The sequence below is a fragment of the Elusimicrobiota bacterium genome, assembly GCA_016218575.1.
Taxonomy (GTDB): Bacteria; Elusimicrobiota; Elusimicrobia; order UBA1565; family UBA9628; genus JACRDN01.
Genome location: JACRDN010000017.1, coordinates 158,992 through 181,692, shown reverse-complemented (window position 1 = coordinate 181,692; position 22,701 = coordinate 158,992). Strand labels below are relative to the sequence as shown.

At 61.3% G+C, this 22,701-nt stretch carries 24 protein-coding genes and 1 tRNA gene; 13 read left to right on the top strand and 12 right to left on the bottom strand.

Annotation, left to right across the window (positions count from 1 at the left end; genetic code table 11):
- The first annotated feature begins 2 nt into the window (after positions 1–2).
- The 6 genes from HY921_07365 to HY921_07340 all read left to right on the top strand — a co-directional run bounded on the left by HY921_07365 (position 3) and on the right by HY921_07340 (position 5,650).
- Positions 3–584, top strand: coding sequence for an SCO family protein (locus HY921_07365; GenBank protein ID MBI5630685.1), 582 nt, complete (start codon positions 3–5; stop codon positions 582–584).
- Positions 581–1,291 carry a cytochrome c oxidase subunit II gene (locus HY921_07360; GenBank protein ID MBI5630684.1) on the top strand — a complete coding sequence of 237 codons (711 nt, stop codon included), beginning with the start codon at positions 581–583 and terminating at the stop codon, positions 1,289–1,291. The genes HY921_07365 and HY921_07360 overlap by 4 nt, the downstream gene beginning before the upstream one ends.
- 11 nt (positions 1,292–1,302) lie before the next feature.
- Complete coding sequence (locus tag HY921_07355; GenBank protein MBI5630683.1) at positions 1,303–3,063, top strand: cbb3-type cytochrome c oxidase subunit I; 1,761 nt, start codon at positions 1,303–1,305, stop codon at positions 3,061–3,063.
- Between the two features lie 61 nt (positions 3,064–3,124).
- Positions 3,125–3,970 (top strand): protoheme IX farnesyltransferase, encoded by an 846-nt coding sequence (gene cyoE / locus HY921_07350; protein MBI5630682.1) that lies wholly within the window; start codon positions 3,125–3,127, stop codon positions 3,968–3,970.
- 51 nt (positions 3,971–4,021) lie between these two features.
- Positions 4,022–4,597, top strand: coding sequence for an FAD synthetase family protein (locus tag HY921_07345; GenBank protein MBI5630681.1), 576 nt, complete (start codon positions 4,022–4,024; stop codon positions 4,595–4,597).
- 18 nt (positions 4,598–4,615) lie between these two features.
- Complete coding sequence (locus HY921_07340; GenBank protein MBI5630680.1) at positions 4,616–5,650, top strand: hypothetical protein; 1,035 nt, start codon at positions 4,616–4,618, stop codon at positions 5,648–5,650.
- Between the two features lie 392 nt (positions 5,651–6,042).
- On the opposite strand, the gene HY921_07335 is transcribed toward HY921_07340, so the two are convergent.
- Both HY921_07335 and HY921_07330 read right to left on the bottom strand, forming a co-directional pair.
- Positions 6,043–6,726: a DUF3047 domain-containing protein gene (locus HY921_07335; GenBank protein MBI5630679.1), complete on the bottom strand. Its 684-nt coding sequence runs from the start codon at positions 6,724–6,726 to the stop codon at positions 6,043–6,045.
- A complete protein-coding gene (locus HY921_07330; protein ID MBI5630678.1) occupies positions 6,698–7,081 on the bottom strand; it encodes an aldo/keto reductase in 384 nt (127 codons plus the stop codon). The genes HY921_07335 and HY921_07330 overlap by 29 nt, the downstream gene beginning before the upstream one ends.
- A gap of 117 nt (positions 7,082–7,198) precedes the next feature.
- On the opposite strand from HY921_07330, the gene HY921_07325 reads away from it, so the two are divergent.
- Complete coding sequence (locus tag HY921_07325) at positions 7,199–8,140, top strand: alpha/beta hydrolase (GenBank protein MBI5630677.1); 942 nt, start codon at positions 7,199–7,201, stop codon at positions 8,138–8,140.
- A gap of 117 nt (positions 8,141–8,257) precedes the next feature.
- Here the strand turns inward: HY921_07325 and HY921_07320 are convergent, their stop codons facing one another.
- The 10 genes from HY921_07320 to HY921_07275 form a co-directional block, all read right to left on the bottom strand.
- Positions 8,258–9,490 (bottom strand): anion transporter, encoded by a 1,233-nt coding sequence (locus tag HY921_07320; GenBank protein ID MBI5630676.1) that lies wholly within the window; start codon positions 9,488–9,490, stop codon positions 8,258–8,260.
- Between the two features lie 59 nt (positions 9,491–9,549).
- Positions 9,550–9,966 (bottom strand): DUF4143 domain-containing protein, encoded by a 417-nt coding sequence (locus tag HY921_07315; GenBank protein ID MBI5630675.1) that lies wholly within the window; start codon positions 9,964–9,966, stop codon positions 9,550–9,552.
- 265 nt (positions 9,967–10,231) lie between these two features.
- Positions 10,232–12,004 carry an arsenical pump-driving ATPase gene (arsA, locus tag HY921_07310; GenBank protein ID MBI5630674.1) on the bottom strand — a complete coding sequence of 591 codons (1,773 nt, stop codon included), beginning with the start codon at positions 12,002–12,004 and terminating at the stop codon, positions 10,232–10,234.
- Entirely contained in the window at positions 12,004–12,396 is a 393-nt protein-coding gene (arsD, locus tag HY921_07305; GenBank protein ID MBI5630673.1) for an arsenite efflux transporter metallochaperone ArsD, read from the bottom strand. The genes arsA and arsD overlap by 1 nt, the downstream gene beginning before the upstream one ends.
- 22 nt (positions 12,397–12,418) lie before the next feature.
- Positions 12,419–12,865 (bottom strand): arsenate reductase ArsC, encoded by a 447-nt coding sequence (locus HY921_07300; GenBank protein MBI5630672.1) that lies wholly within the window; start codon positions 12,863–12,865, stop codon positions 12,419–12,421.
- A gap of 48 nt (positions 12,866–12,913) precedes the next feature.
- On the bottom strand, positions 12,914–13,258 hold the full coding sequence (locus HY921_07295; protein ID MBI5630671.1) for a metalloregulator ArsR/SmtB family transcription factor: 345 nt from the start codon (positions 13,256–13,258) through the stop codon (positions 12,914–12,916).
- 319 nt (positions 13,259–13,577) lie between these two features.
- Entirely contained in the window at positions 13,578–14,603 is a 1,026-nt protein-coding gene (locus tag HY921_07290; protein MBI5630670.1) for a hypothetical protein, read from the bottom strand.
- 97 nt (positions 14,604–14,700) lie between these two features.
- Positions 14,701–14,771 (bottom strand) — tRNA-Gln (locus tag HY921_07285).
- Between the two features lie 2 nt (positions 14,772–14,773).
- A complete protein-coding gene (locus HY921_07280; protein ID MBI5630669.1) occupies positions 14,774–15,208 on the bottom strand; it encodes a DUF2752 domain-containing protein in 435 nt (144 codons plus the stop codon).
- The gene (locus HY921_07275) at positions 15,183–15,563 is read right to left on the bottom strand and encodes a DUF4234 domain-containing protein (GenBank protein MBI5630668.1); all 381 of its coding nucleotides are present in this window, start codon (positions 15,561–15,563) and stop codon (positions 15,183–15,185) included. The genes HY921_07280 and HY921_07275 overlap by 26 nt, the downstream gene beginning before the upstream one ends.
- A gap of 110 nt (positions 15,564–15,673) precedes the next feature.
- Here HY921_07275 and HY921_07270 point away from each other — a divergent pair, with 110 nt between their 5' ends.
- The 6 genes from HY921_07270 (at position 15,674) to purL (ending at position 22,700) form a co-directional block, all read left to right on the top strand.
- A complete protein-coding gene (locus tag HY921_07270) occupies positions 15,674–16,051 on the top strand; it encodes a hypothetical protein (GenBank protein MBI5630667.1) in 378 nt (125 codons plus the stop codon).
- A 95-nt stretch (positions 16,052–16,146) separates the two neighbouring features.
- Positions 16,147–17,307 (top strand): GuaB3 family IMP dehydrogenase-related protein, encoded by a 1,161-nt coding sequence (locus tag HY921_07265; GenBank protein ID MBI5630666.1) that lies wholly within the window; start codon positions 16,147–16,149, stop codon positions 17,305–17,307.
- Positions 17,304–18,848, top strand: coding sequence for a glutamine-hydrolyzing GMP synthase (gene guaA, locus HY921_07260; GenBank protein MBI5630665.1), 1,545 nt, complete (start codon positions 17,304–17,306; stop codon positions 18,846–18,848). Before HY921_07265 ends, guaA begins: the two co-directional genes overlap by 4 nt.
- A gap of 20 nt (positions 18,849–18,868) precedes the next feature.
- Complete coding sequence (locus HY921_07255; protein ID MBI5630664.1) at positions 18,869–19,762, top strand: phosphoribosylaminoimidazolesuccinocarboxamide synthase; 894 nt, start codon at positions 18,869–18,871, stop codon at positions 19,760–19,762.
- Positions 19,759–20,256 (top strand): phosphoribosylformylglycinamidine synthase subunit PurS, encoded by a 498-nt coding sequence (locus HY921_07250; GenBank protein ID MBI5630663.1) that lies wholly within the window; start codon positions 19,759–19,761, stop codon positions 20,254–20,256. The genes HY921_07255 and HY921_07250 overlap by 4 nt, the downstream gene beginning before the upstream one ends.
- The gene (gene purL / locus HY921_07245; protein MBI5630662.1) at positions 20,256–22,700 is read left to right on the top strand and encodes a phosphoribosylformylglycinamidine synthase subunit PurL; all 2,445 of its coding nucleotides are present in this window, start codon (positions 20,256–20,258) and stop codon (positions 22,698–22,700) included. Before HY921_07250 ends, purL begins: the two co-directional genes overlap by 1 nt.
- Position 22,701 lies beyond the last annotated feature (1 nt).

Genomic DNA, 22,701 nt, shown 5'->3' with positions numbered 1-22,701 from the left:
CTTTGAAAAAAATATTGCCTCTAGCGGCATTGATGCTGGCGGCGGCCTGCGGCAGGGGCCTTCGCCTGCCGGAGGTCTTGGCCGTCCTGCCCGATTTTACGATGACGGCGGTCGGCCCCAGGACTGAAACGCCGTTTAGCCGCGCCGACATGCTCGGTAGCGTGTGGGTCGTGGATTTCATCTTCACCCGCTGCGGCGGCCCCTGCCCGCTGCTCTCCCAGCGCATGGCGGAGCTTTCAAGGAAACTTCCGCCCCAGGTGCGCCTCTTAACCATCACCGTGGATCCTGAAGGCGATACGCCTTCGCGTCTGCGCCAGTACGCTGCGGCCTTCGGCGCGAGAACTCCCCGCTGGCTGTTTCTGCGCGGCACGACTACGGAGACTTACCGCCTTCTCTTCGCGGGCTTTCGTCAACACATGTCGGTCGATCCCCAAGCCCCTCCGGAGAATCGCGTCACGCACAGCACTCGTTTCGTGCTCGTTGACCGCAAAGGGGCCATTCGCGGCTTTTACGACGGCTTGAGCGCTTTAGACAACGCCGCCTTGGCGCGCGACGCTCTGCGGCTCCTGGAGGCAGGTGCATGAAAAGAAAATCAGCCGTCCCAGTCATTGCCGCAACCGGAGCCCTCATCTCATGGGGGCTCTACGCCTTGTTCACTCGATTTCCCATGATGCCCGAGGCAGCCTCGGCGCAGGCGGCCTATGTGGATTCGATATGGAACGGGCTTTTGATCGTCGAAGGCGCGATCTACGCTCTCATCGTCGCCTTCATCCTTTACTGTCTATGGGCCTTTCGCGCGAACCGGCGCGAGGAGCAGGGAGCGCGGTTTGAGAGCAGCCGCGGGCATTTGGTCGAAGCCGCCTGGATTCTCGTCAGCGTCGCCCTGACCTTGGGTCTGGCAGCTTTGGGCGCAAAAGAGTTGCGCGCGCTCATCGGCAATCCAGAAGCAGACATCGACATAGAGGTCCGCGCCGAAAGGTTCAGCTGGGAGTTTTATTACCCTCAGTACAAAACCTACGGCTCTGCGCTCGTCATGGAGCGCGGCAAGCGGCACCGAATCATCCTCACCTCCAAGGACGTCGTGCACTCCTTCTGGGTGCCGGAATTCCGCGTCAAACAGGACGCAGTGCCCGGCAAGGTCATCCCCCTCATCCTCACTCCGACGAAAATCGGCCAATACACTCTTTTGTGCAACCAGCTCTGCGGGATCGACCACACCGACATGATCTCGATCGTACAGGTTGTCGACCATGAAGGCTTCGAGAAAAGTCTGGAAGGCGATTCTTTCTAGGGAGAAAAACCATGAATCCGATCATCAACTTTCTTGCGGCCCTGCTCGCCGGAGCCGCCGTCTGCGGCCTGGGAGGATGGCTGCTTTCCGGCACGCTTGGAAACCAGGGCGCGATCGTGCTGGGCTATCTGGCGGGACTTCCGACTTTTCTCGGCCTGGTCGGCGGCGGAACGGCCCTGCGCTCATGGGCGGCGGGGGCCGAGCCCCCCCAGCGCCACGGCGCGCTGCGCTACCTGACTTTCGACACGGACCACAAAGCCGTGGGCGTCCAATACACGGCCGCAGCGCTCGTCGTCTTCCTCTTCTCGGGTGTCATGGCTTTGCTGATGCGCGCGGAACTGACCCGCAGCGGCCTGCAGTTCATGAGCAACGAGCGCTACACGACCATCATGACCCTTCACGGCATCGGTATGGTCGTGGTGGCTTTGATCGCGACAGCGGGCGGCATCGGCAATTTCGTCGTGCCGCTGCAGCTGGGCGCGCCAGACATGGCTTTCCCGCGCATGAACGCTCTCAGCTTTTGGCTTTTACCGCCGGCGGTAGCACTCTTGCTGGCAACCCCGTTCTTCGGTGGCCTGGATTTCGGCTGGGCGGCCTATGCCCCGCTGTCAACCATGGGATCAACCATCGGCAAGCAGCTCTTCCTGCTCGCATTCATAACCGTGGGCTTTTCCTCCATTTTCAGCGGCGTGAACTTCGTGGCCACCGTGGTCGCCTTGCGCGCCAGGGGCCTGGTCTGGTCGCGCGTGCCCATCTTCTCATGGGCCATTCTCTCCACCGCCATCATCCAACTCCTAGGCACATCGGTGGTCGCCGCTTCCCTCATAATGGTGACCTTCGACCGGGTCCTGCACACGACCTTCTTTAACCCGAGCCTGGGGGGAACAGCACTCCTCTATCAGCATCTATTCTGGTTCTATTCGCACCCCGCCGTTTACATCATGATCCTGCCGGCCTTCGGCGCGATCTTGGAGATCCTGCCGGTATTCTGCCGCAAGCCGCTCTTCGCCTATCGACTGGTCGTTGCGGCGTTACTGGCCATCGTGGCCTTGAGCTTCGTCGTTTGGGCTCACCACATGTTCACCTCCGGCATGTGGGCGCTCCTGAAGCTGCCTTTCATGATCAACACGGAATTGATCTCCATCCCGACGGGCGTGGTGTTCCTCGCTGCTCTGGGGACGCTGTGGCGCGCCAAGATACGTTTCGACGCGCCCATGCTGTGGGCGCTGGCCATGATTTTAAACTTCCTGATCGGAGGCCTCACCGGCATTCCGCTCGCCGACGCGCCGACCGACTTCCATCTGCACGACACCTGGTTCGTGGTCGCGCACTTCCACTTCACGATCATGGGAGGAGCGGTGTTCGGGTTCTTCGCGGCTTTTACATACTGGTACCCAAAAATGACCGGCCGCAAACTAAACGAGACCCTGGCCAAGCTCCAGGCTGGTCTCATGTTCGTGGGCTTCAACGCCACTTTCATCCCGATGTTCTGGCTGGGGACCTTGGGCATGCGCCGCCGGGTCTCGGACTTTCCAGAGTGGATGAACTCCGTTCAGGCTTTCGTCAGCGCGGCGGCGCTCTTGATCGCGGCCTCGGCGATTATCTTCCTCTATAACCTCATTCGCTCGCTTAGGGATGGCGAAGCGGCTGGGGACAATCCATGGGAGGCCAAGACCCTCGAATGGCGAACATCCTCTCCGCCACCTCATGGCAACTTCCAGGCGGTACCCGTGTCAAATGAGGCCCCCTATGATTTCGGCGTCCCCGCCTGAAACCAGCGCGGGCCAAGCCGGGCATGATCGGCATATCCGCGCTTCACCTGATGGAGACCCAATGAATAATTATTTGGCGCTGACAAAGCCGCGAATCACGGGCCTGGTCGTCGTCACCACCCTGGTGGGATTCCTGCTCGCCTCGGAAAGGCCCGTGGACTGGTCGCGCCTTTTGTGGACGTCCCTCGGTGTCGCCTTGGCCTCGGCCGCCACGGGATGCCTTAATCAGGTGATGGAGATCAAAGAGGACTCCCTGATGCGGCGGACCCGGGGAAGGCCCCTGCCTCAAGGCAACGTGGAGTCCGGGCCGGCCAGCGCCTTTGGGTTGGTTTGCGCCACTCTGGGCGGCCTGGTCCTAATATGGCGGGTGAACGGTATCTCCTGCCTTTTGACCGCTTTTACCTTGCTGAGCTATCTCCTGATTTACACGCCGCTCAAACGCAAGACCTCCCTGGCCACATGGATAGGCGCGGTCCCCGGCGCGATACCCCCTCTGATCGGCTGGGCAGCTGCGCGAGGGACACTGGGCCCGACGGCCTGGGTGCTCTATGCCATCCAGTTTTTGTGGCAGATTCCCCACTTCCTGGCTCTGTCCTGGATATACAAGGAGGACTACGCGCGGGCCGGATTTCGCGTGCCGAGCCTAGCCGATTCGAGCGGTTTCTCCATAGCCTGGCAGATGGGCGCGACTTCCTCCGTCCTGGTCCTTATAAGCCTCCTCCCTTATGCCCTCGGCCTTGTCGGGGCGGGTTATCTCGCGGGGGCCTTGGCCCTGGGGGCTATCTCCATGGCGGTGGGACTTAGGCCTTTGTGGGGTATTTCCGAAAAAAGCGCCAGGCAAGTATTCCTCGCGTCCCTGGTCTATCTGCCGTCCATCTATTCCCTGCTCTTGGCAGCCGCGAAATAGCCACGATGAGCGCTGCCCCAATGACGACGCGCGCCGGAGAGTGAAAGCATTATGAAAATATTCCGAAACGCCTTTGAAGCGGGGCAATGGGCTCCGCGGTCCGTCGCCGCTATCGGCAAATTCGATGGAATACATCTCGGCCACCAAGAAGTCATCCGTCGGGCCCTTGCGAAGGCCGCAGCTCTAAAAACGCGCTGCCTGGTGGTAACCTTTGATCCTGCTCCCGAGCAATTCCTCCGGCTGTATTCTTACAAACCCATCTTATCGCCCGCCCGAAGAATAGCCATCCTCAGGAAAATGGGCGTGGACGCCATGGTGCTTTTGCCGTTCACCAACGAACTCGCCTGCCTCTCTCCAGAGTCCTTCACCAACATGGTCCTGGTCACGCAACTAAAAGTCAGCGACGTTTACGTTGGGGAGGATTTCTGTTTCGGCAGGAATCGCGCCGGCGACGTGGAGACGCTGGAGGAGCTTGCCCCGAAGATGGGGTTCAAGGTGCATCCAGTGTCTTTGATCCGCGTCGACGGAGAGAAGATTAGCGCTTCAAGGATCCGCCGACTCATCGAAGAAGGGCGCGAAAGGCAAGCGGAAAAACTCCTGGGGCGAAAGCTCGAGGAGCATGCATAATCGCCGGCAGGAGGAAACATGTTCGACCCGTCAAAGCTTACTGTCGCGCCGTCGCCGCCCAGCACGAAGCAGCCGAACGTATTCCCCCTCGATTGGCCGGAGGGCGACCATATCACCCACGAGTTATTCAAGCTCTCCAAACGCGAAGCGTGGGATCCGGCGAACCTGCCCTGGCACAATTTAAAAGAAGCCTCTATCTCGGCCGAGGAGCGCCTAGGCATCGGATACTGGTTCTCGATCCTGGGCATTTTCGACGCGGCCGCGCCCCCAGTCTTTGCTCACGCATTGATCGAAATGTACAAGCATCATGAGGAACACGGCATGCGTCAATGCTTCTCAAGCATCCTGCGCGATGAACTTAACCACGAGGAGGTGTGTCACCTCGCCACCCAGGGCGCCCTTCCCGGCGCGCCAGCCGGCCCCCTCCAGTGGACGCCCAAGACCCCCCTCGAGAAGGCCGCGTACTCCAACATCCAGTGGGGCTACTACAACGGAGGACGCTACTGGGATGGCTATGTCGAGGCGCACAAAAAGTATCCGCTCCAGGTCCTGTTTACATCGTTTCTAATGGGCGAGGTTGCGGCCACGACTTTGTTCTTCGAGATGTCGAAAGAGGCCAAGCTCCCGGTTTTTCAACAGCTCTTCAGGAGCGTCTCGAAGGATGAAGCGCGCCACGCGCGCATGGCTTTGCACCTATGCCGGCGCACCTTCCCAACCATGCCGCCTGAGCACAAGGCCTTCGTCACGCGCCAACTGCGCGCGGGCTTCATCTTCCTGTCCATGATCCTGTTCAAGCCATTCCCCGGAAAGTTCTGGGACCTGCCCGCGGGCTTCCTGGACAACCACCGCATCCTGCAGGACGCCGCAGCATCCGGAGGTCTCGGCATCATATCCGAAAATGCTCGCGAGCAGGCCTGGCGCCGCGCCATGCTGAAGGTCAAGGCGACAATCGAGAAGTTCGGCATCCAGTTTCCCGCCATGCCCGAGGTCGGCTTGAGCGGCGACGAAGTGCCGGAAGGAAGCCTCGAAGAGGGTCTAATTCCGGTTTTCTAAGAGCCTCTATCAAACCGCCGAACTTGGGTTAAAGTTCTTCAGGCACTAAGGCCCTGTCAAGTAATAATATGATCAATTTGGCCAAGCGATTTTGGAGCGAGACAAGGAGCAAGGAGCGAGCATACCCACAGCGGTATGTGAGCGACGAGCGACGCGGTCGCAGCCCAAAAGCGCTTGGCCCCTTCGGGGAGGCCCGAGCTTGGCCGATTTCTTCGTTGCTCCTTGGTCACATAGCTACTGCTATGCTCCCTCGTCGCGCCTCGAACTCGTCTCAAGCTCGGGCCTCCAAATTGATCATATTATTACTTGACAGGGCCTAACGGCGCCAACTCAGCCACCGCGCAAGCGCGGATTTGACGAACGGCGTCAGGCGCGTCATGGCCAGCGGTTCTTCACGGCGATGGCCTCAACTCGACATCGGCGTACCAGGCTTCTGCCCGCGAGCTCGTACTATCTGTGTCTGTCATGATCGCGATGCCGGCCAGAGGAGGCGGGTCTTCTTTAAAAAACCTGCGGTAATCTTCCAAGATGTTGCGCTCCTCGGCGTTCCATTTCCCGGCTTCTCCGTCGCCGGAACGGACGGCGATCATCATCACCCGGTTCGTGTAGGCGTTCGGCGTTGATTCCCCTTTGGGAAGCCGGTTGGCCCAGATATAGTTGATCCCCGCATGCGGCGGGTATTCGCCGTAGAGCGCTTTGGCCAGCCCATACTTGATCCTCGTGCCCGCGCCAACCTTCGAGGGGTCGTAGCGGAAGGTGACGTAGATCCGCGCGGCATAGTCGTCGCCCGATCCTCTTTGCTCATCTCCTTTTGGGATCGAATGGGAGACGCGCCAGCGCCAGCGAAGGATCGGGAGCTCAACCGCGTCCTGATCCAGCCGATACATGAGGCCGGATGCCGCCGCGGAACTAAGCGCATGGATCGCATGCTCCTTGGGCGACCATTCGTAACGCGTGTGGCTCTTGATCCTCTTGAAGGTCAACGGCTCCCAGCCTTCGGGAAGGCTTCCCGGCCCCATGACAGGAGCCGACGGCAGGAGAGCAAGGCTAGAAACCAGCGCCCCAAGTAGTTTCATTTTCAGGTTCCATCCCGACGACACGTATTAAGGGCTCGCAATGAAACCGTCGGCCCATTCCAGGAGCCGCGCGCCGCAGCCGTCCCGGCGCAGTAAGGATGGGGAAGTTCTTGGAAGCCAGCCACGCCTTCTCCCGCTTGCCCTGTAGAGCTTCTCCGATTAACTCTTCGGATCGTCCGCGCCCATACAGTTCCGCCGTGTCGATCAGATTGATGCCCAGCTCGAGAGCTCTTTCAATGATACGAACGGCCTCGTCGTGATTCGATTCGCGCCAGCCCCACTCCTTCGCGCCGAACTGCCAAGCCCCCAGCCCGATGACGGAGACCTGGTCCTGGCCAACCTGGATATACCTCATGCCGATCCCATTATCGCAAAGAAAAAGCCCTCCTTTTGGGAGGGCCGGTGTTCGCTGGGAGTCAAAGTCGGACGGGCCAGCCGGTTTCATGCTCTCCGGAAATGGTCTAATCGGATCATGGTGGCAATTCTGCTTGCGTTCGGAGTTTGCGTCAGCGCGCAGGCGACGATATGGCAGCCGCCAGGGGTAGCACAGCTGTCAATCTGGCCGGGGGCCGCGCCAGATGCGGCGCCTATCACTGAGCCGGAGTCATTTTCGAAGGCGGACAACTTGGTCGCGGGTAAGCCATGGTGGTGGGTCACCAACGTCTCAACGCCCACGATAACGGTGTTCCCGGCGAAAGGCAAGAATACGGGCGCCGCTGTAATCGTATTTCCCGGTGGCGGCTTCATGGGATTGGCGATAGACCTTGAAGGCACCGAGGTCTGCGACTGGCTGACGTCCAAGGGTATCTCGTGCGTGCTGCTGAAGTATCGCGTGCCGCGCTCGGAAGACTACTACGATATGGATCTGCATCGCCACGTGGAACCGAAAGTCCTCGCTGCGTTTCAGGACGCCCAGAGGACGATCAGCCTCGTGCGCTCCCGTGCCGCGCAATGGAGCATCGATCCGAACAGGATCGGCGTGTTGGGCTTCTCAGCGGGCGGATACCTGGCCGCAAAAACAAGCACAGAGTTCAAGCGGCGCGGCTACCAGCCCGTCGATGCCGCCGACCAGGCGAGCTGCCGCCCAGACTTCTCCGTGCCCATCTATCCCGGGCACCTATGGAAGCCACGCGGCAAATCGCCCGAATTCAGGCTGAACTCCAGGATCCATATCACGCCTCAGGTCCCGCCCACGTTCCTCCTGATGGCGGAGGATGATCACGTAGACTATGTCGAGCAAGCTCTCATTTACTATGGGGCGCTCAAGAAGGCCAAGGTTCCCATCGAAATGCACTTGTACGCGACCGGCGGACACGCTTTCGGCCTGCGGCGAACCGAGCATCCGATCACCCGGTGGCCTGAACTCGTCGAAACCTGGCTCCGGACGATCGGAATGATCTCGGACAAAGAATAGCGCCCGCCTTTGGGCGGACGCTCAAACCTGGCTGCCCGAGTCATGCGATAGAAAGAACCTTCACGACGCGCTTTGCGCTCCAAGTATACGGAGGCGATCGATCCGTGCGCCCATCTGCTAATGGAAGATTGCGGCGAGATAGATCGTCCCGATAATGATCAAGAGGATCGTCATAGGCGCCCCGGCCCGGAAGTATTCCCAGAAGCCGACCCGCGCCGAGCCCTTGGCCGACTCGAAGACGATGAGATTGGCGACCGAGCCGATGATCGTGAGGTTCCCGGCGATCGTAGAAGACATCGCCAGCGCTAGCCAGAGAGCCGGATGTTCGCCAATGCGAGGCAGGAGGTTGCTGAAGAAGATGACGCAGGGCACGTTGCTGACGAGGTTCGAGACAGCTGCGCTGGCGGCGGAGACCGCGCCAATGCGCGCCGCCAGGGACGCCGAGACGACTGGGTGGGTCAAGTCGAACAGTACCTCTATGACTCCCGCCTGCCGCAGGCCCCCCATGACGACGAAGAGGCCCGAGAACATCAGGAGGAGCTCCCAGTTCACGTATCGAAAGGCGTCGCGCGGCTGCGTGGCCCCGGCCAGGATCAACAGAGCCGCCACCGAGATCGCGGCCAGAGGCGGAGAAACATCCATAGCGAAGAGGATCAGCATCAATCCAACTCCGGCAAGGCAGACGTAGAGAAGCCGGACGCGGACATGCGGGGGATGGGGCTCATGAAGGTTTAGGCCGCGCCCGGGCGCGAATTCCTCCGGGTAGAGCCGGCAGAGCACGAAGTAGTTCAGGATGAGTCCGAGGGCCGCTATGGGCGCTAAGACAAGGATGAATTGCGAGAAGGGGATCGCGGCATGGATCGCCACGATCATGTTCTGCGGGTTACCCATAGGCGTCATGACCGAACCGATGTTTGAGGAGATGGCCAGCGCTACGAGGTACGGGTTAGGGTTGAGACGGGCCCGTAAGACCAAGCGCATCAGCACGGGTGTGAGCATGATGCATATGGTATCGTTCATGAAGAGAGCTGACAGAACCCCCGAGGAGAATACCACCAGCCCTAGAAATTCCCGGGTCGTTCTGGCGCGCTTTAGCAGGAGGATTTCAACCTCCGCGAAGAAACCCGTGATCTCGAGATAGCCGACCACGATCATCATTCCCAGCAGGAAGACAATCGTGTTAAGGTCGACGAGGCGGTAGGCCTGATCGAGGCGCAGCACGCCCAAAGCCACCATGGCCACCGCTCCAAGGAGCGCGGCGGCGGAGCGGCTGATGTGGAGCCCCGGGATGTTCTGCTCGAACGAGAGCAGAACATAGGTCCCCAGAAATATCGTCACTGCGGCGAACATGACGGGGAAATCATACAAAAGCGAGGCCCCCTGCCGGAAAAGCGGAGGGCCGCGCTCCTTCAAAATTCCGCCCGGGCCCTCTGGCGAGCAGAACTTTTTTTATCAGGTTCGCCCTGCCGCCGGCCCTCCGCGAACCAGACCATGGGATCGGCGCGGAGAAAGTCATCCATGGCGATGCCGTTGGGACCGACCAGCACCGCCTTGGAGGCGCCGCACTTGCGGGCCAGCCTATCCAAATTCTCGCCTCCGCTCTTCCTATCGGAAATGGAAACCTCGAACGCGATCACCCTGGATCCCTTCTTGGCTATGAAGTCCAACTCGAGATCTCGATCCCTCCAATAAAAGACTTCAAGGCCGGCACGGAGCAGCTGCGCGCCCACGGCGTTCTCGGCCCAGCGCCCGTAACTCTCGGGCTCCGAGTGAACCTCGGACGGAGTCTTGTCCTGAAGCGCAGCAACCAGGGCCGGAGCCAGCAGATTAGTAGGTTATCCTACTAATCTGTATTTCGCCGCGTGGAGGTGGGTGCCAAGACAAAAGGCCCTCCTTTCGGAGAACCCGGTTCTGTCTGTCGCTCAGAAACTGGGAATGTGGCTGGGCCGGATTGGACGAACTTCGCAACTGGCTCCGGGACGCCCTCGAAGTTCAACGCGGGATTGTGGAGCTAAAAGCAATGGAATCTTTTACGACTGCTGCCGCACCTCCGGCCAGCCCCAAAACGGCGAGTTTCTAGCGAGGGACGAACTACCCCGGATAGACGAGATTGAGGCGGTTGGCCCCCGCGTCTTGCGCCAGCCACGGCACGACGGCGACTCGGGAGGAAAACCTGCAAGCCTCATCGATATAACGTCCCTCGTTGGCCTTTCTCGTTACGAGCACTGGATCACGAGTCTCGACTGGGGTCAAGCTTTGGTTGATCACCCAGGCATAAGGCGCGATGCCCGCCCGCTTGAGATCCTTCTGAAGAGCGGCAGCTTCGTGCACCGGCGTCGCCGCGGGAAGCGTGACAAGCAACATGTGAGTAAACCACGGATCGCGCAGCCGCGGCAGAAGCCGGCGCACGGCCTCGGGAATATCTCCCATGGAGCGGGAAACCTCCCGGTGATAAGCCTCGGCGGCATCGAGCAGAAGCAAAGTGTGGCCGGTCGGCGCGGTATCTATCACCACAAAGCCGTCCTGCCCTTCGTGGACCGCCCGCGCGAACGCCTGGAAGACGGCTATCTCTGCGGTGCAAGGAGAGCGCAGTTCCTCTTCCAGGAGGGCGCGCCCCTTCTTATCGAGCCCGCGTCCGGAGCTTTCTAAAACCTCCCTCGTATACGCGCGGGTCTCCGCTTCGGGATCGATGCAGCTGACCTTAAGGCCCCGCACCGTCTCGCCATGAAGCACCGTTTCCACATGCGCCGCGGGGTCGGTAGTTGTAAGTCGGACTGGACGGCCCCTTTTAGCCAAGTCCAATGCAATAGAGACGGCGACGCTGGTCTTACCGACGCCCCCCTTGCCCATGGTCATGATGACACCGCGGCCTAGGCCTTCGAGAGCCGAGACCAAATCGGGGAACGTCCATGTCCGCCTGCGGGACAAGGAGCTTTTCACGAGAACGGCAGGCGCTTGCAGCCGCGCCGCATCAAGCAGCAACATCCCGCGCAGAGATTCCACCCCAACGAGCGCGAACGAAAGCAGAGGCAGGTCCATCCTAGGCAAAAGGGACAACGGTTTTGGGATATGTCCCAGAGCCTCGCGCCCACGCTCCTGAAGCGCGCGGCCTATCGGGTCGGCGGAGTCCGCTGCCTTGAAGACCCCATTGATGACAAGCTTCAGATGTTTGACCGAAAGCGAAGCCAACTCCCCGCGCGCGCGCTCCGCCTCCTCAAGGGAGGTCCGTTCCGGCCACGAGACCAGAACGACGGTAGTCCTGGCCGAGTCCGCCAGCGCTTGACGCGCCGCCGCGTAGAGGGCTTGCTGCGTCTTCAAGCCGGATAGAGGCCCGAGACAAGAAGTACCTCCCGCATTGGATTCGATGAACCCGCTCCATGCCGCTGGCAACTCGAGCAGTCTCAACGTGTGCCCGGTCGGCGCCGTGTCGAAGAGAACATGATCAAATTCCTTGGTCTCGGCAGGATCCCCCAGCAGTTTCGAGAATTCGTCGAAGGATGCGATCTCGGTGGTGCAGGCCCCCGATAACTGCTCCTCGATGCTGGCCACGGCCGCCTTGGGCAGCACTTTCCTATACGGCCCCACCACCCGTTCACGGTATCCGCGCGCAGCGCGCTCAGGGTCGATGTTCAAGGCTGATAAACGCGGAACTCCTTTGATCGCTTTCGGATGAGAAGAGAGAGCGGTGCCCAGGACCTCGTCCAGGTTCGAGGCTGGGTCCGTGCTGACGAGCAACACCCGTTTGCCTCTGTCGGCCAAGGCAACGGCGACGGCGCAGGAAAGGGAGGTCTTGCCGACTCCTCCCTTGCCGGTGAAGAACATGTGCCTCGTGGCCCTCTTAAGGAAGACCGCTGAGGATTCCATCAGCAGCAACCTTTGACAACTCGTCCTTTAGGGGTCTTCTTCGGGGAGCAGCACGACGCTGCGGACACCATAGGCTTCGAACCCGCCAGAGTGACTCCCGCCCACGCGGCCAGTTGGCTGCGCGAAGGGTATTTCTTCTTGCTGACGATATTCCCGTCGGCCACGATGATCGGGAGGCTCTTCGGCCCTTCTTTCTTGAGAACGACGCTCACCAAGGCGTTTGCCGCAAACGCCTTCGGCTCCTGGGAGAGATTGTACCGAGTGACGCGGACCCTCCGGCCGGAGAGCCAGTCAAGATCGGCGCTGAATCGCGAGAGCAGCGGATCGACACTCGGACCGCAGACGCCGCTCGAGCAGCACATCGCCGGATCAAAGACTTCAATTTTCTTCATAAGATCCCCTTAGAAATATTTCCTACCGCTTCGCCTGAGAGAGACTGGCCTTTACGAACCCCTCGATCTTCGTCTTAATTTGGTCGCGGACGATACGGGTCTTGGCGAGACGCTCCTCGTGCGACCCCTGAAAGCTCGACGGGTCTTCGAAGCTCCAATGCATTCGTTCTCGGACGAGTCCCGGGAAGATGGGGCAGGCCTCGGCTTTAGATTCATCGCAAACCGTAACGACATATTGGTACATACGCCCCTGCTTGAAGAGGTCGAAGACGCTCTTGGTCTTGGCCTGGGAGATATCGATCCCAATCTCCTTCAAGGACTCGACCACGATGGGATTGAGTTCCCCGGGCTCGAAGCCCGCGCTCTCGGCCTCAAAATGCTCCCCGCCCAAACGCCTAAGAAGTGCCTCGGCGATTTGGCTGCGGCCCGAGTTGTGGATGCACACGAAGAGAACTTTCTGTTTGTTCAAATACCCTCCCTTTATATTCGCATACGCAGATATATCACGCTAAAAAAATCACCGGCAGGCCGTCCTTTTGACCGAGGTAAGCTTCGAGGCGTCCCATCGCAGAATCGGGGCCTCATCCAAACATGCATCCAGGCAACCAATCAGCCTCTTCTGAAACGAATTCTTCGAATGCGCAAGCGAATAATGCCGCCACGGCCCTTGCTTGCGGTCGCTCACCAGCCCCGCGCGTTTCAGGTAAGAGAGATGGCGCGAGATCTTAGGCTGTGGCGCTTCGAGCACGGCCATGATATCGCAAACGCAGAGTTCTCCCTTTAAGAGCAGATGAAGGATGCGCAAGCGCGTCTCATCCGCAAAGGCCTTGAACATCCGGTCGATGGAGCGGTTCTCTGACATATTCGCCTAAGCAGATATTATCATATCTACCCCGAGTTCGATGTCCTAGTCGGGGTGGTCCCATTTTCGAGACTCTTGTCGCAGAGAAATCGAACTCCTCGGCTATCCGATTGCCTCAACATCTACATACAGAAAGCCCCCCGCCTTTTGAGGCGAGAGGCTTCTTGCTGAAATTGGCTGCCCGAGTCATCCGATAGAAAGAACCTTTTTGGCCCCGTTCGAACTAATTACCTATGATCCAAAGAAGCGGGCGGTCTCGCCGGGTGACGGAGCCCGCAACGCTTGCCGGGCAAGACGAACGCCGTTAGCAGCGTTGCATCTACTGCCGCGGCAGGAGAGCGACGCTCTCTTGCAGCGATGACAGAAAAGCCTCGTCAATCGGCTTGGAGGCTTCGAGGTAGTCTTCGATCATGGGCTGCAAGGTCTTGGCTACTGCGCAGGTGCGATGGTCATAGCTGCAATCCGTTTGCCGGTCCTTGTCCCTTCCGCCAACCTTGCGCTCGGCCCAAATGCCCGCGTTGATGGCCAGGGCCTCGTTGAACGGGCGGTCGTCGCCCGGCTGATTCCCCATGATCTCGCCGATCCGGCGCGCAAGCGCCGCCGCCTTGCGGTCGTAAAACTTGTGGCACATCTCGTGAAAGATCACGCCGTACGAACTTGCCACCTGCTCGTTGGTCAAAGTACGCTCATCGATCGGTATTTCCAGCGGGAATAAGTCGCCGAACAAGGGCTGCGCTCCGCCATGGCCCCCTGGCACGGGGATCAAAACGATCAGGAGCCTCGCGTCATTCGAGGCCCCATAGAACGCAGCGGCATGCGCTTGCAGCGAGGCGAAATCCGTTTGGCGCGAGAGCTTCGCGAGCTTGGCCTGGAATCGCCCGATTCGCTCCACGGACGGTCTCCAGACCAGATCATCGTAGACCGGCTCGAAGCGCGTGAAAACGTCCTGCAGGATTTCGCCGTCGCGCGCGTTGGGCAAATGCCCGGGCAGCTCCCGAAGGAAGCCCGCCAGATCCTTTGCTTGAGCCGCAATGATCGTCAATTCCTGCCGCATAGGGGGACTATCGCAGATCCCGCGATAACGGCGGAATTGGCCGCGAAGTTCCTCGGTGTTGAAGTGGCTGCGGTCGAAGAGTTCGCCGAGGTCGCTGTGATTGCCTTTCTCGCGATTCGTAAGCGCGCACATGAAGTTCCATAAGCCAACGCTTTTGCTGATTCGCAGCACGGCGGGGGGCGCTTGATGATGGGATGGTGCGAACGGCACATCGACGACCCCGCCGGCTGGCGCCGAAGCCGCGGTGGTCGTGATGCTCAGAAAAATGACGGCCAGTAGCTTTTGGAACAAGGTTGCCGGGACGCTGCTGTGGTGCGACTCGACTGCGAGTATAACAAAACGAAAAGCCCTCCCGAAGGAAGGCCCTCGTTCCGCCCACGTCCAAATTCTGCGGGACTAGGATTCGAACCTAGAAAAGCAGATTCAGAGTCTGCCGTGATACCGTTTCACCATCCCGCAATTCAAACATATTTTAACAAATTGCGGAGGTAAACGGCCAGAAGCAGGGCGAGGAAGGACCACTGCAGGGCGGGGCGGCCGGCCGGGGGAAAATTATTGGAGAAGGGCTTGCCGCGCGCGAGGTTGCGCGCACCGCGCCAGAGCCACCAGGTCCAGAGGCCGAGGACGGGCAGGCCGAGGGGATGGTAATAATAGGAAAAAGCCCAGTCTCCTGCGAAGGCGGAGAGGATGGCATGGCCCATGCCGCAGCCGGGGCAGGGCAGGCCGGTCCAGAGCTTGAACAGGCAAAAAGGGAGCCGCGCCTCCGCCGCGACGGGAGAAAGAGTCCCGCTTTTAATGACCCCGGCTGCGGCTGCAAGCAGAAGCCACGCCCCTATGGCCAAACCGTCGAAGAGGGTAAAAAGCCGGGCCTTACTCGCAGAGCTTGTTGAGCTCATGTTGGTACACAGCGTCGGTCAAGACGGTAAGGCCGAAGCATGAGAGAACCAGCCCGATCAGGGCCAAATTGTCGCCCACGGGACGGCCGTTGTCCTTGAGATAGCAGTTAAGATCCACGCCCATGCGGTATTCGTAATAGATGTGATAGAGCCCGCAGGTGACTATGGATAGAAGCAGCCAATTGAGGAATTTATATTCCTCCCGGCCGAGGAGGAGGTTCATGGCCTGGAACTGCCGGTAATTCCAATAGATATTGTAAAGCCCGCAAGTGAGAACCGAGAACAGTATCCCGGCGGCGGGATGGAGGTAGAATTCGCGCGGCAGGGGCTTTGGCGATAGAGGAATATTTTCCATAGGGCGTTTTTATAGCATAAAAAGCCCGGGGCTTGCTTTCGACGGGAATGCAACAATTATTTAACAAATCGGCAAACTCGGGGTAACAGGCTCCTGCTACCCTCGCTCCTATGATCCCGCCGAGGGCCGCCGCGAAAGCCCTGCTCCTAATGCTCTCGATCGTCGCGATTCCAGCGGGCCGGGCCGTGGCCCAAGGCCTTAATTTCAGCATCCTATACCGGGCCCTGCGCCCGATCTCCCAGGAGTTCGTTCCGCACGCATCAGCCTTGGCCGATTGCGCGAGCGGGCCGTACGGGCTCGAGCTCTGCCTGCCGACCTCCTCGGACATCCGCTGGCCCTCGGCCTTGGGAGTCCTCCTGTCCGCCGAGCGCGGCCAGGAAAAGGCTCCCCTCACGCGCTTCGCGCACCTGGCCGGCATGTTCATGGGCCGGGTGGACGCGGCGCAATGGGGAGGACTGCGCATCAACATCAAACTCACCCTGAAGTAGCCCGCGGGGCCCCCGAAAGCCCGGTTTGCTCCTACCCCTGAATATTTGGTAAAATAAGTATCTACCAAACATTTCCGTCGAGGAGGAGGGAGCGAATGGCGTTCTTCATTGGCCGAGATCGGGAAGCCCGCAGAGCGTATGGATTCGACGAGATAGCTTTGGTTCCTGGGGAGATCACCGTCAATCCAGATGAAGTGGACACCAGCCTTGCGATCGGCCAGATCAAGCTCGGCATCCCCTTCCTGGCCTCGGCCATGGACGGCGTCGTGGACGTTGCTTTCGCCGTGGCCATGGGAAAGATGGGCGGCCTGGGCGTGCTTAATCTCGACGGGATCAACACCCGATACGAGAAGCCCCGAGAAATCGTGGCCCAGATCGCGGGAGCGGGGCCCGAGGAAGCCACCAAGCTCGTCCAGGAATTGTACCGCAAGCCGGTCAAGGAGGAGCTGATCGCCGAGCGCGTCAAGGAGATCAAGGCGGCCAAGGTCCCCTGCGCGGTCTCGACCATCCCCCAAAACGCCGAGAAATACGGAGCCGTGGCTCAGGAAGCGGGCTGCGATATCTTCGTCGTGCAGTCCACTGTCACCACGGTGCGCCACAAGGCCACCCGCTACAAGCCCTTCGACATCGCCAAGTTCTGCAAGCACATGAATATCCCGGTCCTGGCCGGCAACTGCGTAACCTACGCGGTGGCCGTCGAGCTCATGGAAACCGGCATTTCCGGCCTCTTGGTCGGGGTGGGGCCGGGAGCTGCCTGCACCACCCGGGGCGTGCTGGGCCTGGGGGTTCCCCAGGTGACGGGAACCGTGGACTGCGCCGCGGCGCGGGATTTTCATTACAAGAGAAGCGGCCGCTACGTCCCCATCATCGCCGACGGTGGCATGTCCACCGGCGGGGACATCTGCAAGGCCGTGGCCTGCGGCGCCGACGGCGTCATGGTGGGCTCGGCCTTCGCCCGCACCAAGGAGGCGCCGGGGAGGGGCTATCATTGGGGCATGGCCACCCCGCACCAGAATTTACCGCGCGGCACCCGCATCCATGTCGGCATCACCGGATCCTTGGAGGAGATTCTCTACGGCCCATCGCGCACGGATGACGGCACCCAGAATTTGGTGGGCGCCTTGCGCACCTGCATGGGCTCCGTTGGCGCCTCCACGGTCCGCGAGATGCAGACAGCGGAGATCATTATCGCCCCCTCCATCCAAACGGAAGGCAAGCTTTTCCAGAAGGCCCAACGCATCGGCATGGGGAAATAGTGGTCGCTCAAAGCCAAATACTGATACTTGACTTCGGCTCCCAGTACACGCAACTCATCGCCCGCAGGCTCCGCGAGCTTGAAATTTACGCGGAGATACTCCCCTACTCGGCCTCAATCGAGGAGATCCGGTCGCGCAACCCGCGAGGATTAATTTTCTCGGGCGGCCCGGATTCCGTGCACCGGCGGGGCTCGCCGCGGCCCAACCCTCAAGTTTTCGAGCTGGGAATCCCGATCCTCGGCATTTGCTACGGGATGCAGCTCCTGGTGGCTCTGCACGGCGGGAAGGTCTCCCCGGCCCGACAGCGCGAGTACGGCCGCGCCATGATCGAAGTTTTGGAGAGCGACCTCCTCTTCGAGGGCCTGCCCTCGGGCCTCGAGGTCTGGATGAGCCATGGCGACGGGGCAGAGCGGCTGGACAACGGCTTCAAGGTCCTGGCCCGCACCCCCACGGCCCCCTACGCGGCCATCGCCGACGCGGGCCGCCGTTGGTACGGGGTGCAGTTCCACCCCGAGGTGGCCCACACCCCCGAGGGCGCGCGCATCCTCGAGAATTACGCCCGACGCATCTGCCGGCACGAGGAGCGTTGGACCATGTCCTCGCTTTTGGAGCGCCAGGTCGCGGCCGTCCGGGAGCAGGTGGGAGATTCGCAAGTCATCTGCGCCCTTTCCGGAGGTGTCGACAGCGCTGTCGCGGCAGCGCTCATCCACCGCGCCGTCGGCGCCAGGCTGCGCTGCATCTTCGTGGACACCGGGCTTTTGCGCGAGGGCGACCGCGAGCGAGTGGAGAAGGTCCTCGGCCGCTCCTTAGGCCTCAGCATCAAGGTGGTGGACGCATCGAAACTTTTCCTCAGGCGGTTGAAGAACGTGGCCGCCCCCGAGCGCAAGAGAAAAATCATCGGCAAGACCTTCATCGAGGTCTTCGAGGGCGAGGCCAAGAAAATCAAGGGCGCGCGATTCCTCGCCCAAGGCACCCTTTATCCCGACGTGATCGAGTCGGTCTCCGTGCACGGCCCCTCGGCCGTGATCAAGAGCCACCACAACGTGGGCGGGCTTCCCAAGAGAATGAGGCTGGCCTTGGTTGAGCCTCTGCGCTTCCTCTTCAAGGACGAGGCGCGTCGGCTCGGCCGCGAGCTCGGACTCTCCGAGGAGCTCCTGATGGCGCATCCCTTCCCGGGCCCGGGCCTCGCCATCCGCATCCTGGGGGCCGTCACCCCGGAGCTCCTGAGCATCCTGCGCCGGGCCGACGCCATTTTCCGGGAGGAACTCTCCGCCTCGGGCTGGTACGGCAAGGTCTGGCAGGCCTTCGCGGTGATCCTCCCCATCAAGTCCGTGGGCGTCATGGGCGACGAGCGAACCTACGAGAACACCGTGGTCCTGCGCTCCGTGGACAGCCGAGACGGCATGACCGCGGACTGGTCGAGGCTCCCCCAGGATTTCCTCCAAAAAGTCTCCAGCCGCATCGTCTCGGAAGTCAAAGGGGTCAACCGCGTGGCCTACGACATCAGCTCCAAGCCCCCGGCCACCATCGAATGGGAGTAAAAATGACGCTCAAGGGAAAAATGGAAGGCATCCTCGTCCGCTCCGAAATCCCGGGGCTGCCCCTGGTGCGCCGCGGCAAGGTCCGCGACGTCTATGCGCTGGGAGAGGACAGGCTCCTCATCGTGGCCACGGACCGGCTCTCGGCTTTCGACCACGTTCTTCCCACCCCGATCCCCGAAAAAGGCCGCATACTCACGCAAGTCTCGGCTTTCTGGTTCAAGAAAACGAAAAGCCTCGCGCCCAATCATTTCCTGAGCGCGGATTTGAAGGAAATCCAAGGAGAACTACCATCGGGGATCACGCTCTCCCCTGCCCTGTACGAGGGCAAAGTCACTTTGGCCAAGCGCGCAGAGCGCATTGACGCCGAGTGCGTGGTGCGGGGCTATTTGGCGGGATCGGGATTCAAGGAATACAAAAAGACCGGAATGGTCTGCGGGCACAAGCTCCCTATCGGCCTCTCCGAGGCCTCTCAGCTTCCCCAGCCCATCTTCACCCCGGCGACCAAGGCCGATGAAGGGCACGATGAAAACATCAGCCGGGAAGAGCTCTCCCGCATGGTGGGCCAGGAGACCGCGAAGGAACTGGAAACACTCTCCCTCAACATATACGACTACGCGGCCGCGCTCTTAAAGGAGCGCGGCCTCATACTGGCCGACACCAAATTCGAGTTCGGGCGCTCGGAGGGGCGGCTCATCGTCATAGACGAGATGCTGACCCCGGACTCCTCGAGGATTTGGCCGGCCGCGAGCTACAAGCCGGGCTCGTCTCCCGCGAGCTTCGACAAGCAGCACGTGCGCGACCATTTGGAAAAGATCGGCTGGGACAAGACCCCCCCGATCCCGAGCCTCCCCTCCGAGATCGTCGAGGGCACGGCCGGCCGCTACCGCGAATTCTTGAGGATACTGCAGTCATGAGCGCCAAAGCCCCTCAGTCTCACGTCTACCTGGCCGAGGTCCGGCTGAAATCCGACTACTCGGATTCGGAGGGCCAGGCAGCGCTCTCCCTTTTGCACAGCCTGGGCGTCAACACCGCGCACGAGGTGAGGACGAGCCAGATATACAAGATCAAGGGGCCCTTCAGCCTTTCCCATATCCAGCAGGCGGCCCGCGAGCTCCTGGCCGACAGCGTGACCCAGGAGTTCCGCATGCTCGCCCCCTCGGCCCCCGGCTCCAATGGGGCCAGCCTCTGGCGAGTCGAGGTCTGGCTCAAGGACTCCGTGACCGATCCCGTGGGCGAGACCGTGCGCCAGACCTTGGCAGAGATGGGACTGGCCGAGCCGGAGTCCGTGCGCGTGGGGACAGCCTACTACATCACCGGTAAATGCGGACGCCACCAGCTCGAGAAGGCCGTCCCCCGGTGCCTGGCCAACCCGGTCGTCCATCGTTTTTCCGTATCGGAGGCGGCGTAATGGAAACCACCTTGAGCCCGCAAAGCCCGGCGCCGGCCGCGGAAAATCTCATGAACAAGTTCACGACCCTCTCCCAAAAGGAACTCTTCGCCCTGAACGCCCAGCGCCTATGGTCCTTCAGCGAGGCCGAGCTTGCCGCCATCCAAGGCCATTTCAAGTCCCTGCGGCGCGAGCCGACTGTGGCCGAGATAGAAACCCTCGCCCAGACCTGGTCCGAGCACTGCAAGCACAAAACCTTCCGGGGCCCCATCCGCTATGTCGAGGGGAAAAAGACCCGGCTCATCAAGAGCCTTTTCGACGAGACCATCGCCAAGGCCACCAAGGAGCTGGCCAAATCCTGGTGCCTATCCGTTTTCTCGGACAACGCCGGGGTGGTGAGCTTCGCGGGCAAGCAATGGGCCCTGGCCTTCAAGGTCGAAACCCACAACCACCCCTGCGCCATCGAGCCCTACGGCGGAGCCCAGACCGGGGTGGGGGGCGTGATCCGCGACATTTTGGGCGTGGGCCTCGGGGCCAAGCCGGTCTTGAACACCGACGTTTTCTGCTTCGCCCCGCCCGACCACGAGGGGCCGCTTCCCGAGACGACTCTCCACCCCAAGAGGACCTTGCGCAGCGTGGTGGCCGGGGTGCGAGACTACGGCAACCGCATGGGCATCCCCACGGCCGCGGGCGCGATTTGCTTCGACAAGGACTACCGCTTGAACCCCTTGGTTTTCGTGGGCACGGTGGGGATTCTCCCTGCCTGGGCCGTCAAAAAGGAGATCAAGCCCGGTGACGTCATCGTGGCCGCAGGCGGCCGCACCGGCCGGGACGGGCTTCACGGCGCCACCTTCTCCTCGGCCAGCCTCAACGAGGAGTCCCCAGTGTCGGCCGTGCAGATAGGCCACGCCATCAACGAGAAGAAGCTGTTGGACGCCCTGCTTAGCGCCCGCGACCAAAGGCTCTACCGCGCGGTCACCGACTGCGGTGCCGGAGGGTTCTCCTCGGCCGTGGGCGAGATGGCCCAGCTTTGCGGCGGCGCCAAGGTGCGCCTAGAGAATGCCAGGCTCAAGGCCGCGGATCTCGAGCCCTGGGAGATATGGGTCTCGGAATCCCAGGAACGGATGGTTTTCGCGGTTCCCCCCAAGAATTTGAAGGCCTTTGAGGAGGCCTTCGCGGCCGAAGGCTGCGAAACATCCGTGTTGGGAGAGTTCGCCAAGACCGGGAAGCTCCTCGTCTCCCACCAGGGCCGGACGGTCGTGGACATGGACCTCAAGTTCCTGCACAAGGGAGTGCCCCTTCCGGAGAGGGCCGCGGTCTGGGACCCGCCCAAGCCCGCGGCCATGGCCAGAATCACCACGGCCCAGAAAAAGCCGGCCGAGATATTGAAGAAGGCTCTCGCCCACTGGAACGTCTGCAGCCGCGAGTGGGTGATCCGCCAATACGACCACGAGGTCCAGGGTGGCACCGTGATCAAGCCCCTCCAAGGCCAGGGCCATGACGGCCCGGGAGACGCCTGCGTCATCTGGCCCCAGGCCGCCACGGGAGACGTCGAGAATTTTTCGGGTTTCGCCGTAAGCCACGGCCTCAACCCGGCCTACGGAAAGCTCGACCCCCACGCCATGGCATTGGCCTGCGCCGACGAAGCCTTGAGAAACCTTCTTTGCGCCGGGGCCGACATCTCGCGCGCGGCCTTCCTCGACAATTTCTGCTGGGGCAACCCCGAGAACCCCCAGCTCCTGGGGGGGCTGGTGCGCGCGGCCTTGGGCTGCTACGATGCGGCCAAGGGCTTCGGGGTTCCTTTCATCTCCGGGAAAGACAGCTTCTACAACCAGTCCAGGGACGTCAACGGCAAGGATCTCGCCATTCCGGGGACATTGCTGATCTCGGCCGTGGCCCCGGTGACGGACGTGCGCAAGGCCCTCACCATGGACATCAAGGGGCCGGGAAACGCCCTGTACCTGGTGGGGAGCACCTCCGAGGAGCTCGGGGGCTCTCTTTACAACGAGATCTGCGGCTCCCTCGGGGGCGCGGTGCCGGAGGTCGAACTCGGCGCGGCCCGGGACGGCTTCAAGGCGGTGCAGGCCGCCATCGAGAAGGGCCTGGTGCTTTCCGCCCATGATCTCTCCGAAGGGGGCCTGGCCGTGGCCGCCGCGGAGATGTGCTTCTCGGGCGAGTTCGGGGCCTGCCTCGACCTCGACCAGATCCCGCGCTCTAGCCCCATCTACTCCAACGAGGTCCTGCTTTTCTCGGAAAGCCCAAGCCGCATCCTGCTCGAGGTTCCCCCGGAGAAAGAGGCGGCTCTGACCAAACTCCTCAAGGCAACCCCGGCCGAGCGCGTGGGCGAGACCATCGCCAACCCGATCCTCAAGATCGTGGGCCTGGACGGGCAAGTGATCCTGGAGGAACCCCTGCGCATGCTCAAGGCCACCTGGCAGAGCCCGCTCACCGAGGCGGTGAAATAGC